Origin of the sequence: Streptomyces syringium, assembly GCF_017876625.1 — a bacterium.
Taxonomy (GTDB): domain Bacteria; phylum Actinomycetota; class Actinomycetes; order Streptomycetales; family Streptomycetaceae; genus Streptomyces; species Streptomyces syringius.
The window spans coordinates 7,319,077-7,331,620 of record NZ_JAGIOH010000001.1 but is presented as its reverse complement, the minus strand read 5'-3'; the positions used below and the strand labels follow the sequence as shown (position 1 = coordinate 7,331,620).

Sequence of the window (12,544 nt, the reverse complement as noted above, 5' to 3'; positions counted from 1 at the left end):
ATCGGCTCCCGGCCGACCGCCTCCGCGGTACGGAGGCGCTCACGGGTCTCCAACAGCTCGGCGGTGAGGCGCTTGAGGTAGTCGAGCGTCTTGGTGTCATCGGTCATGTCGAACGTGCTGCCCTTCACAAGGAGATTCAGGACCTCTTGAGCTCACCGTCGACGGCGCCCGACCCTTCGCGGTCCGCCGTCGACGCGGGTGCCGTCATCCGGCGGCGGGGCCCCCGAAACGCAGCGGCAGGGTGTCGGGCCCGGCGACGCCGAGCGCGGTCCGCCAGCTGATCGGGCCGGTGAGCCGGGGCGGGTCCAGACGGGCGGGCAGCACCGCGAGGGCCTCGGCGAGCTCCACGCGGGCCAGTGCCGTGCCCAGGCAGAAGTGCGGGCCGCCGCCGAACGCCAGGGTGGGTGCCTCGCGCTTGACGGTGATGTCGAAGGTGTCGCCGTCGGCGTACACCCGGGGGTCGCGCTGCGCCGAGTGCGCGCACATGAAGACGGGGGTTCCGGTGGGGATGCGCACGCCGTGGACGTCGAAGTCCTCGGCGGCGGTCCGGGTGGCCGTCACGGGCAGCGTGGGGCTCCAGCGCAGGACCTCCTCGACCGCCTGCGGGGCCAGCTCGGGCCGCTCCCGGAGCAGCATCCACTGCTCGGGGTGCTGGGCGAAGGCCACCATGGCGAGGGCCAGTTGATGGTTCGTGGTCTCGTAACCGGCGACGAGCACGGTCGCGACCAGGGTGCGGACCTCGTAGTCGTCGAGGACGCCCTCCTGGTGGGCGCGCAGGATGTCGGAGGTCAGATCGCTGCCCGGGTTCGCCCTGAGCTTCTCGATCGCGGCCTCGAGGTAGTCGAACATGCGGATGAGGCCCTGCTCCACCTGGGTCAGCATGTTCCGGTCGTCGGAGAGTGCCAGTCCGAGGTTGGCGTCCATGGACAGCCGGCCGACGGTGTCGTAGTCGTCCAGCGGGAAGCCGAGCAACTGGCACATGACCATCGCGGGCAGCGGGTGGGCGAAGGCCTGCACGAAGTCGCACTCTTCCGAGGCGGACAGCTGGTCGGCCAGCCGCTCCACGGTGGCCCGGACGAACGGCTGCGTCTCGATGATCCTGCGGGGCGTGAAGGGGTGGGTCGCCAGCCCGCGCAGCCGGCGGTGGTCCGCACCGTCCAGGCTCTGCAGGAAGTCCCGCATGAAGTCGCGCGCCGGACCCTCGGGGGTCCCCACCATCTCCACGAGGCCCCGGAAGCCCGAGACGAGCCGCGGATCGCGGGCGAGGTCCTTGGCCTCGGCATACCGCAGCACCAGCAGCGCCAGCGGAGTACGGGCGACCCAGGAGCGTTCCCTGGCCTCGGCCACCTCGGGGGAGTCCCAGGCGAACCCCGGGTCGGTGAAGTCCAGAAACGGCAGATCCGACCAAGACGGCTCGGTGTGTGCGGTGGTCGACATGTTCGATCCTTCCCTCGGCTTACGGGCGCGCTGCCGCCCCGCATGCTGTTCAGAGAAACGTGACGCGGCCTTGTGATCCACGTGGTTCATCAGGGAGCCGGCCGGTTACGGGACATCGGGCTGCCCGTCCGGCCCGCTCGCCCGGTCCAGCAGTCCGTGTGCCCGGACCAGCGCCTGTCCCTTGAGGAGCACTTCGTCGAACTCCTCGTGCGGGTCCGAGTCGAGGACGATGGCGCCTCCGGCACCGATCACCGTGCCCGTGCCGGTGGTCACCGCGGTGCGGATCACGATGTTGAGGTCCGCGCCGCCGCTGAGTCCGAAGTAGCCGATGGTGCCCGAGTAGATGCCCCGGCCCTCCTGCTCCAGCCGGTCGATGATGGCCATCGTCCGGACCTTCGGGGCGCCCGTCATCGAGCCGCCGGGGAAGCACGCCCGGACGCAGGCGACCGGGTCCACGTCGTGCCGCAGGCGGCCCCGGATCGTGGTGACCAGCTGGTGCACCGTCGCGTAGGACTCGGTCACCATGTAGGCGGGGACCTCGACGGAGCCCACCTCGCACACCCGGCCCAGGTCGTTGCGCAGCAGGTCGACGATCATGAGGTTCTCGGCCCTGGTCTTGGCCGACGCCGTCAGCGACCGGCGCAGTGCCTCGTCACTGGCCGGGTCCGTGCCCCGGGGCGCCGTCCCCTTGATCGGTTTGCTCTCCGCGACCCCGTCCCGGTCGATCCGCAGGAACCGTTCCGGGGAGGAGCACACGACGCTGACGTCACCGTGGCGCAGGAAGGCGCCGTAGGGTGCCGGGTTGAGGCGGCGGAGCGTGAGGTGGTAGCCGAGCGGGTCCGGCAGGGCGGGCAGCCGGATCCGGTTGGTCAGACAGATCTCGTAGCTCTCCCCGCTGTTGAGCTCGTCGAGACAGTCCCCGATGTCCTTGACGTACTCGGCGCGGGCGCGGGCGAGGTCTCCCCCCTCCGCCGGGGCCGTGGCGGCGTCGGGCGGCCCGGCCGGCGGGGAGGCGGGCAGGGAGCGTGCGCGCTGTGCCGTCTGCTCCACCCAGGAGCGGGCACGGTCCAGCGCGTCGTCCCCGGTCGCGCTCACGGCCACGACGTAGGTCTTCTCCTCGCGGTGGTCCACCGCGATCAGCCGGTCGGCGAAGGTCCATACGGCGTCCGGTGTCTCGGCCGTGTGGACGTTCGGGCTGCCGCACTCGGCCTTGAGCTCGTAGCCGAAGTAGCCGACGTATCCGCCGTTGAGGTCGAAGGGAAGGTCCGGCGTGCCGAGCCGGCGGGCCCGCAGCCTCTGCTGGAGCACGTCGAAGATGGTGCCGGGCTCGGTCCGCTCCCCGGTTGAGTCGCGGACCACCACCGCGTTCTCCCCGGTCCGGTAGGTGAGGGTCTCGGCGAGGGGGCCGCAGTCGTCACCGAGGAAGGAGAAGCGGGCCCCGCCGGTGCCCGGTGCGCTGCTGTCGAGCCAGAAGCTGTTCGCGCTCGTGGAGTACAGGGCGGTGAACAGCGCCGCGGTGTCCACGGCCCGGTCGATGACCTCGACGACCGGCCGGAGTTCCGCCTCGGTGGCGGGCGCGTGGTCCCGCGACAGGGGCCGGTGCGGCTGCGGTGACGGCGCGGGGGCGTAGTCGCCTCCGACGAGCTCCGCGAAGTTGCGGAGCAGTTGGGCCCCCCACTCGCTCGCGATGGACTCGGGGTGGAACTGCACCCCCCAGCGGGGCAGGGTGCGGTGCCGCAGCGCCATGACGGTGCCGTCCTCCGCCCAGGCGGTGGCCTGGAGGTCCTCCGGCAGGGGCTCGGTGACCCGCAGCGAGTGGTAGCGCACCGCGGTGAAGTTCTGGGGCAGGCCCTCGAACAGGTCCCGGCCGGCGTGCCGGACCTTCGCCAGGTGGCCGTGCCGGGGCGTGCCCTGCACCACCTGCGCGCCGTGGTGGTGGGCGATCGCCTGGTGCCCCAGGCACACCCCGAGGACCGGTATGTCCTCCCAGCGGTCCAGCACTTCCTGGCAGAAGCCGAGGTCGGCCGGGTGCTGGGGACGGCCCGGGCCGGGCGAGATCACGACGCAGTCGAACATGGCCGGGTCCAGTTCCGGCCACGACGGGTCGTCGTTGAGGACGACCGTCGGTTCCTTGCCGTACACCTCGGCGAGGAGCTGGAAGAGGTTGTAGGTGTAGGAGTCGTAGTTGTCGATCAACAGCACACGCATCGAGCGCCTCCCTGTCGGGTGCGGGCGGGGTCGGCTACTCGCCGAGCTGGTCGTCGATGAAGTCGAAGACTTCTTCCAGGGAGGCCGCCGAGCGGAGCTGCTCGATGGCCTCGTCGCCCCTGCCCGGCTCCGGGCCGGGGTCCGCAGCGACCGCGTCCGCCACTGTCCCGCGCCCGGTGTCCCGCGCCGACGGCGCGTCGGGCAGGAGCAGCGTGCGCAGATGCCCGCGGAGCGCGTCGGGGGTGGGGTGGTCGAAGACCAGCGTGGCCGGCAGGCGCAGCCCCGTGGCGCTGTTGAGGCGGTTGCGCAGTTGCAGGGCGCGCAGGGAGTCGAAGCCGATCTCGACGAACGCGCGCCGCTCACCGACGGTCCGCGGGTCGTCGTATCCGAGGACGGCCGCGACGTGGCCGCGGACCAGGGTGAGCAGTTGGGCGTCCTGTTCGGCCTCCGGGAGGCGGGCGAGGCGGGCGGCCAGGTCGTCGCCGCCGCCGGGCTCGTCCTCGGTGCGGACGGTGGCGCGCCGGACCGGGGTACGGGCCAGGCCGCGCAGCAGGGGCGGGATGTTCTCGGTGTCGCCGCTGCCGAGGGCCGCGGTGTCGAGGTGCAGGGGGAAGACGACGGGGGCGTCGGTGGCGCGGGCGAGGTCGAACAGGGCGAGGCCCTGGTCGTCGGAGAGCGGCCGGACACCGGAGCGGGCGATGCGCCGCATGTCCGTCTCGCCCAGGGTGCCCGTCAGCCCCGACTTCGCTTCCCACAGTCCCCAGCCCATCGACACACCGGGTGAGCCCGCGCCGCGGCGGTGCTCCACCAGCGCGTCGACGAACGCGTTCGCCGCCGCGTAACCGCCTTGTCCGGCGGTCCCCAGCACGCTGGACACCGAGGAGAACACGAAGAGCGGCACATCGGATCCTGCGGTGAGCTCGTGCAGGTGCCAGGCCGCGTCCACCTTCGGACGCAGCACGCGGTCGACGCGCTCGGGTGTCAGCGATCCCAGCACGCCGTCGTCCAGGACGCCGGCCATGTGGACCACGGCCGTGAGCGGGTGCTCTGCCTCCATCGTCGCCAGCGCGCCTTCCAGCACCGCGCGGTCCGCCGCGTCTCCCGTGACGATGCGCAGCTCGGCGCCTTCGGCGCGCAGCTCGTCCACGAAGGAGGCCACGCCCTCACCGGAGGCCCCCGAGCGGGACACGGCCACGAGGTGCCGGACGCCGTGCGAGACCACCACGTGCCGGACCAGCATCCGGCCGAGCACCCCGAGGCCGCCCGTCACCAGCACCGTCCCGTCGGCCCGCCAGAGCGGGGCGCCGTGGGCGGCCGCCGGCGCGACCCGCGCCAGCTGGGGGGTCAGGAAGGAGCCGTCGCGCACCGCGATCCGGGCCTCGCCGCTGTCCACGGCCAGGGGGAGGGCGGGCAGGGACGCCTCGTGTGCGTCGAGGTCCACCAGGGTGATGCGGTCCGGGTTCTCGGACTGGGCCGAGGCCACCAGCCCCCACACCGCGGCGAGGGCGGGGTCGGGCACGGAACCGGGCGTGGGCGCGACCGCGCCGCGCGTGAGCACCACGAGGCGGGAGCCCGCCAGCCGGTCGTCGGCCAGCCACTCCTGCACGGCGGCCAGTACCCGGTGGACGGCCTGGTGGGCCGCGGTGGCCAGGTCGGTGTCCCTGGCCGTGGCGGGCTGCGCGAGGACGACGACGTCGGGCGCGTCGCCGCCGGCGTCCAGGCCCGCCCGCAGGGTCGCGAGAGCGGTGTGCTGCTCGTGGCGGATGCCCCGGGGCGCGAGGGCGCGCTCCGCGTCGGCGGCTTCGGTGCCGATCCAGGCCCAGCGCGTCGTGTCGGTGGCGCGGGGTTCGGGCCGTGTCGTCGGCCGCCACTCCAGGCGGAGCAGCGAGGTGCCGGCGGAGGCGGCGGCCCGGTGCAGGGCCTCGGCGGTCACCGGGCGCATCCCGAGGGTGCCGACGGTCAGGACGGGGCGTCCGGTGGGGTCCGTGGCGGTGACGGACAGCGAGTCGGGTCCGGTGAAGCGGATCCGGGCCCGCAGCCGGTCGGCGCCGGCGGCGTGCAGGGCGACGCCGCTCCAGGAGAACGGCAGCCGGGTCACGGCGTCGTCCGGGGCCGCGGAGGGCAGTCCGACGAACGCGGCGGCGTGCAGCGCCGCGTCGAACAGGGCGGGGTGCAGTCCGTAGGGGGTGGCGTCGCCGCCGCTCTCCGGGAGCTCGACCTCCACGTAGATGTCCTCGTCGAGGCGCCAGCAGCGCTTGAGTCCCTGGAAGGCGCCGCCGTAGTGCAGTCCGCTCTTGGCCAGCCGGCGGTAGCAGTCGTCGAGTTCGACCTCCTCGGCGCCGGTGGGCGGCCAGGACCGCGGGAGGTCGTCGGCGGCGGGCTCACCGGGCGCCAGGGTGCCGTCGGCGTGCAGGGTCCACGGTTCGTCGACGCCCGCGTCGCTCGCCCGGGAGTGCAGGGTGACAGCGCGCCGTCCGGACGCGTCCGGCCCGCCGAGGGACAGCTGGACACGGACCGTGCCCTGTTCCGGCAGGATCAGCGGAGCCTGGAGGACCAGCTCCTCCAGCGTCTCGCAGCCCGTCAGTGCGCCGGCGTGCAGGGCCAGTTCGACGAGCGCCGTACCGGGCACGACGAGGACGTCGGCGACGCCGTGGTCGGCGAGCCAGGGGTGGGACCGTGCGGACAGGCTTCCGGTGAACAGCATCCCGCCGGTCCCGTCCGCCAGGGGGACGGCGGCGCCCAGCAGGGGGTGGTCGACGCCGTCCAGGCCGGCGGCGGCCATGTCCGCCTGCGGCGGGGCCGCGTCCTCCAGCCAGTAGCGGCGCCGTTGGAAGGCGTAGGTCGGCAGGTCCACCGGGCGGGGGTCGGCGTGGTCGAAGGCCTGCGACCAGTCGACGGCGATCCCGTGGACGTGGGCCTCGCCGACCGCGGTCAGCAGCCGTGCCGTGCCGCCCTCGTTGCGCCGCAGCGATTCGAGGGTCAGGACGCCGTCGGCTTCCACGTCGTCGGCGGTCTCCTGGATGCCGACGGTGAGCACGGGGTGCGGGCTCATCTCGGCGAAGCCGGTGTGGCCGTCGGCGAGCAGACGGCGGACGGTGCGGTCGAACTGGACGGTCTCGCGGAGGTTGGTCACCCAGTACTCGGCGTCGAGGACCGTGGTGTCGATGGGCTCACCGGACACCGTCGAGTAGAACGGCACGCTCGCCTGCCGCGGCCGGATTCCGGCCAGCTCCGTCAGGAGGGTCTCGCGGATCTCCTCGACCTGCGCCGAGTGCGAGGCGTAGTCCACCGGTATCCGCCGGGTGCGCACACCGTCGGCGGTGAACGCCGCCATGGCCTCCTCCAGCGCCACGGGGTCGCCGGAGATGACGACGGACCGCGGTCCGTTGACCGCCGCGACCGACACGGCGCCGCCCCACGGCTCGATGCTGCGCAGCACCTGGTCGACGGGGGCGGCGACGGAGACCATCCCGCCCCGCCCCGACAGCACCCGGATGGCGCGGCTGCGTACGGCCACGATGCGGGCCGCGTCGTCCAGGGAGAGCGCGCCGGCGACGTGGGCCGCGGCCATCTCGCCCTGCGAGTGCCCGATGACCGCGGAGGGCTCCACCCCGAAGGACCGCCACAGCGCGGCGAGGGAGACCATCACGGCGAACAGCGCCGGCTGCACGACGTCGACGCGGTCCAGGGACGGTGCGCCGGACTTGCCCTGCAGGGCCTTCGTCAGCGACCAGTCGGTGTGCGGGGCGAGGCTGTCGGCGCAGGCTTCGATCGACTCGCGGAACACCCGTGAGGTGTTCATGAGTTCGGCCGCCATCCCCGGCCACTGGGAGCCCTGTCCGGGGAACACGAAGGCGAGGCGGTCACGGGTCGCGGCGGAGCCGGATGCCACGTGGGCGTCGGCGTCGCCGGGTTCCCCGTCGGCGAGGCCGGCCAGGCGCGCCATGGCCTCGGTGCGGTCCCCGGCCACCACGACGGCCCGGTCCGGCAGCGCCGCCCGCGTGGTCGCCAAGGAGTACGCGACGTCGGCGTCCGGGGTCTCGGGGTGGGCCTTGAGGAAGTCGTGGATCCGCCGGGCCTGGGCCCGCAGGCCCGCCGGTCCGCGCCCCGAGACCAGCCACGGCAGGGGACGGCCGTCGCCGTCCTCGTCGGACGCGGGCAGGGCCGCACGCGGCGGTTCGGCCTCCGGCTCCGCCTGCTCCAGGATGAAGTGGGAGTTCGTGCCGCCCACTCCGAACGAGGAGACGCCCGCCCGGCGCGGCCGGTCGGTCTCCGGCCAGGGCCGGGCCTCGGTCAGCAGCCGCACCGCGCCGGAGGACCAGTCCACCATGGGGGTCGGCTCGCTGATGTGCAGGCTGCGCGGCAGCGTCCCGTGCCGGAGCGCCATCACCATCTTGATCACACCCGAGACGCCGGCCGCGGCCTGGGTGTGGCCGATGTTGGACTTCAGCGAGCCCAGCCACAGCGGCCGGTCCGCCGGCCGGTCCCGGCCGTAGGTGGCCAGCAGCGCCTGGGCCTCGATCGGGTCGCCCAGCCGGGTGCCGGCGCCGTGGGCGTCCACGACGTCGACGTCCGCCGTGGACAGGCCGGCGTTGGCGAGTGCCTGACGGATCACCTGCTGCTGGGCCGGGCCGTTCGGCGCCGTCAGACCGTTCGACGCGCCGTCCTGGTTGACGGCCGAGCCGCGCAGCACGGCGAGCACGCGGTGGCCGTTGCGCCGCGCGTCGGACAGCCGCTCCAGGGCGAGCACGCCCACGCCCTCCGACCAGCTGCTGCCGGCGGCGTCCGCCGAGAACGACCGGGCCCGTCCGTCCGGTGCCAGACCGCGCTGCCGGCTGAACTCGACGTAGCCCCAGGGCGTGGACATCACGGTGGCGCCACCGGCCAGGGCCAGCGTGCACTCGCCCTTGCGCAGCGACTCGGCCGCGAGGTGGATCGCCACCAGGGAGGACGAGCAGGCGGTGTCGACGGTGACCGCGGGGCCTTCGAAGCCGAAGGTGTAGGCGAGGCGGCCCGAGGCCACGCTGGGCATGCTGCCCACGACGCGGTAGCCCTCGGCGCTCGGCGGTACCTGCCGGATCCGGGCTCCGTACTCGCTGTACATGAGGCCGACGAAGACACCGGTCCGGCTGCCGCGCAGCGTGGTCGGGTCGAGCCGGGCGCCTTCGATCGCCTCCCACGCGGTCTCCAGCAGCAGCCGGTGCTGGGGGTCGATCGTCACCGCCTCGCCGGGGCTGATCGCGAAGAAGTCCGCGTCGAAGTCGGCCGCGTCGTAGAGGAAACCGGCGTGCCGGGTGACCGTCGTGCCCAGGTGGTCGGGGTCCGGGTGGTACTCGACGTCCCAGCCGCGGTCCTCGGGGAACTCGGAGATCGCGTCCGTCTCGGAGCGCACGAGCTCCCACAGGTCGTCCGGTGAGCGGACCCCGCCGGGCAGTCGGCAGCCCATGCCGACGATGGCGATCGGCTCGTCCACGGCCGCACCGCCCGGACCGGTGGTGGGTTCGGGGGCGGCACCCCCGCCGGCCAGCAGGCCGCTGATGTGCCCGGCCAGCGCGTGGGGGGTCGGGTAGTCGAAGACGACGGTCGCGGGGAGCGCGATGCCCGTCTCCTCGCACAGCCGCTCCCGCAACGCCGCGGCGGCGCGTCCACGGATCCCCTGCTCACCGAAGGCCCGGTGGGCGTCGAGCGACACCGGGCCGGTGCCGTTCGCGGCGGTGGAGACGTGGGTGCGGATCAGGTCCATCAGCAGACGGTGTCGCTCCGCCTCCCCGGCGGTCGCCAGCCGCTGGTGGAGCGGCCGGTCGCCTCCCTCGTGCAGCTCCATCATCGCTTCCTTCCTGACAGGGTGAGGCGGCCGTGTACGTGTGCTGCTGCTGCGCGGCGCGAAGCCGGTTCTCCACCGCCGTGCCGTGGATCACCGGGGGCCCGGGGCGTCGGCGTCAACGCGGGGTTCCCGCGCCGGGCGACCACTCGGGCCGCTCCGGGAAGTCGAAGTCGACCTCCTCGGCCAGCTCCAGTTGTTCGACCATCCGCCGGGCGCCGGAGAAGTCGCGGACGAGGCGCTTTCCGCCGGTCGTCGCCCGCAGGTCGCCGACGATCTCGTCCGCGCCGCGGATCCCCGCGGCGTTCAGTTCCAGCCGCAGCGTGGCGAGGTCCTGCTCGGCGAACGCCTCCAGGGCCAGCGGCAGACACCGCACGAGGGTGCGGCGCTGCTCGGCGTTCATCCGGGCGTACAGCTCCCGGACGACCTCGATGACGATCGAGCCGTGTGCCGTCTCGTCCCGCAGGTGCAAGGTGGTGATCAAGGAGTGCATGGGCTGGATCGTGACGTCCCGGGCGAGCAGGGCCAGCAGGGCGTTGATGCAGGTCTCGGCCACCGCGCCCCAGACCAGGACGGCGATGTCCCGTTCCCACTTCTCCGGCATCTCCGCCAGGGTGCGGCGCAGCCGTCGGTAGGTGACGAGTTCGAGCTGGGCCGGCCGTTCGCGCACCCGGCGCAGTTCCCGGGTGCGGTCGATGGCGAGCATGTGCATGTAGGTGTGGAAGCTCTCGTCCACGAGGGACTGCTGCACGCTCTTGCGGATCAGTGGGGCGTCGCTTCCCGGGAACACCCCGTGCATGACGACGTCGAAGGCGGGCTCGGCGACGAGTTGTTCGGTGGCGATGACGCGCTCGTTGTAGCCGATCCACAGGCCCGTCAGCACCCGCTGCCGCGCTTGCGGTTCGGCGGCGAGGAAGAGGGGGTGCTCGGCGAACGGCACGATCTCCAGTGGGTAGTCCGGCACCAGCGGGTCGTAGGGGGCCGGTTCGTCCAGGACCTCCGCCTTGTTCGTCACCGCCGCCCGGCGCGGCCAGGCGCGTACCAGTCCGCGCAGGGTGGCGCTGCCGATGCTGTCCTCCTCGGCCCATCCTCGGGCGGCCCAGGTGGTCACCGAGCCCGGCTCCTCGTCTCGCATCCATCTCTCCCGACCTCGTTGCCCGTGAACCACTGCGGGCCCCATGGGGAACCAGCCGCCCCCGGTACGTCCGGGGCCCATCCGGTGCGTGGTGCGTGAGGGCCGCACGGGTGGCCGGATGGGTGGCTGGATGGGTGGGCACCCCGCAGTGCCGTCGCATCGTCGCCGACCGCTCTTGATGGTTTCTTGAACACAACTTGGCTGCGGCAGATCGAGGCTTTCTGGATGAGGACCGGGAGTGCCAATATGGGCGACCGACGCGATGGCGCGGCCTCGGACGACCGGAGCGTCCGCCGCGCAGGGGGTGCACACCGCGCCCGTCGACTCGCCCTCTCTCCCGGTACTTCCGTCGGAGGACACCTGATGTTCGTTCCGCTCACCCTGGCCGACTTCCTCGATCGCGCCGAGGCGACCGCCGCCGACCGCACCTCTCTGGTCGACGAGCCGCACCAGCCGGCCGCCGTGCTGCCCACCGCCACGTACGGCGAGACGTCGCGGCGCGTCCGGGCCTGGCAGGCCGGCCTGGACGCCTTGGGGATCGGCGAGGGCGAGCGGGTCGCCGTCGTCACCGCCAACTCGGCCCGGCTGCTGGAGCTGCTCTACGCGGTCCCGGCGAGCGGCCGGATCTGCGTGCCGGTGAACTACCGGCTCACTCCCGAGGAGATCTCCTACATCCTGCGCCAGTGCGACGCCTCGGTCGTGTTCGTCGATCCCGACGTCGAGGCCGTACTGGGCTCGGTCGACGTGCCGAAGCGGTTCGTCCTCGGCGAGCAGACCGAAACGGAGGTCATGCGGTTCGACGTCGCCCCCCGCCCCTGGTCACAGCCGGACGAGAACGCGGTCGCGACCATCAACTACACCTCGGGCACCTCCGCCCGCCCCAAGGGTGTCGCGCTGACCCACCGCAGCATCTGGCTCAACGCGATGACCTTCGGTGTCCACGCCCGGATATGGGAGGGAGACGTCTACCTCCACACCCTGCCCACCTTCCACTGCAACGGCTGGGGCGTGCCCTTCCTCCTCGCCGGGCTGGGCGCGAAGCAGGTGCTGCTGCGCCGGATCGACGGCACGGAGATCCTGCGCCGCGTCGAGGAGCACGGGGTGACCCTCGCGTTCGGCGCTCCCGCCGTGTGGGACTCGGTGATCCAGGCGGCGCGGAACTGGCCCGGGGAGATCCCCGGGCGCGGGCGGATGCGCGTGGTCTGCGCGGGCGCCCCGGTCAGCGAGCGGCTGGTCTCCCAGGTGGAGAACGAGCTGGGCTGGGAGTTCCTCCAGGTCTACGGCCTGACCGAGACGACGCTGCTCACCTTCAACCGGCGCCTGCCGGACGCCCCCGGGTCCGGGGGGCTGACGAGGGCGGGCGCGCCGGCCCTGGGCGTGCGGCTCACGTCCGGGCCGCGGGGCGAGGTGCTGGCACGCTCGAACATGGTGCTGGACAGCTACTGGCGGGACGAGCAGGCCGACGCGGCCGCGGTGCGGGACGGCTGGTTCCACACCGGCGATGTGGGTTCCTTCGACGACGAGGGGCACCTGGTGCTGTCGGACCGGGTGAAGGACGTCATCGTCACGGGCGGGGAGAGCGTGTCCTCGGTGGAGGTGGAGGACTGCCTCCTGAGCCATCCCGCGGTCGCCGAGGTGGCCGTCATCGGGGTGCCGGACGAGCGGTGGGGCGAGACCGTCAAGGCGCTGGTCGTACCCGCCGCCGGAGTCCGTGCCACCGAGGAGGAGATCATCTCCTACTGCAAACAGCGGCTGGCCCGGTACAAGGCGCCCACCTCGGTGGACTTCCGCGAGACCCTGCCCCGCACCAGCAACGGCAAGGTCCAGAAGGGCCGGCTCAGGGAGCCCTACTGGACCGGCCACGACCGGCGGATCCACTGAGGGCGCATCCGGTGCCCACGGGCCGGACGACCGGCGACGCGACGGGCGGAGGTTGCCGACGG

At 73.3% G+C, this 12,544-nt stretch carries 5 protein-coding genes; 1 reads left to right on the top strand and 4 read right to left on the bottom strand.

The features are described 5' to 3' along the window. Nucleotides 1-204: 204 nt before the first annotated feature. The 4 genes from JO379_RS31370 to JO379_RS31355 form a co-directional block, all read right to left on the bottom strand. Entirely contained in the window at nt 205-1,437 is a 1,233-nt protein-coding gene (locus tag JO379_RS31370) for a cytochrome P450 (protein ID WP_209518127.1), read from the bottom strand. 105 nt (nt 1,438-1,542) lie between these two features. Next, a complete protein-coding gene (gene pabB, locus JO379_RS31365) occupies nt 1,543-3,645 on the bottom strand; it encodes an aminodeoxychorismate synthase component I (RefSeq protein WP_130880397.1) in 2,103 nt (700 codons plus the stop codon). A gap of 34 nt (nt 3,646-3,679) precedes the next feature. Beyond that, complete coding sequence (locus JO379_RS31360) at nt 3,680-9,118, bottom strand: type I polyketide synthase (RefSeq protein WP_443742810.1); 5,439 nt, start codon at nt 9,116-9,118, stop codon at nt 3,680-3,682. Nucleotides 9,119-9,584: 466 nt separating this feature from the next. Further along, complete coding sequence (locus tag JO379_RS31355) at nt 9,585-10,601, bottom strand: 4-aminobenzoate N-oxygenase (RefSeq protein ID WP_130880396.1); 1,017 nt, start codon at nt 10,599-10,601, stop codon at nt 9,585-9,587. Between the two features lie 363 nt (nt 10,602-10,964). On the opposite strand from JO379_RS31355, the gene JO379_RS31350 reads away from it, so the two are divergent. Continuing rightward, nucleotides 10,965-12,482, top strand: coding sequence for an AMP-binding protein (locus JO379_RS31350; protein ID WP_130880395.1), 1,518 nt, complete (start codon nt 10,965-10,967; stop codon nt 12,480-12,482). The last annotated feature ends 62 nt before the right edge of the window (nt 12,483-12,544 follow it).

Coding starts and splice junctions, on each gene's coding strand:
- JO379_RS31370 (WP_209518127.1), bottom strand. CDS start 1,437: ATGTCGACCACCGCACACACCGAGCCGTCTTGGTCGGATCTGCCGTTT.
- pabB (WP_130880397.1), bottom strand. CDS start 3,645: ATGCGTGTGCTGTTGATCGACAACTACGACTCCTACACCTACAACCTC.
- JO379_RS31355 (WP_130880396.1), bottom strand. CDS start 10,601: ATGCGAGACGAGGAGCCGGGCTCGGTGACCACCTGGGCCGCCCGAGGA.
- JO379_RS31350 (WP_130880395.1), top strand. CDS start 10,965: ATGTTCGTTCCGCTCACCCTGGCCGACTTCCTCGATCGCGCCGAGGCG.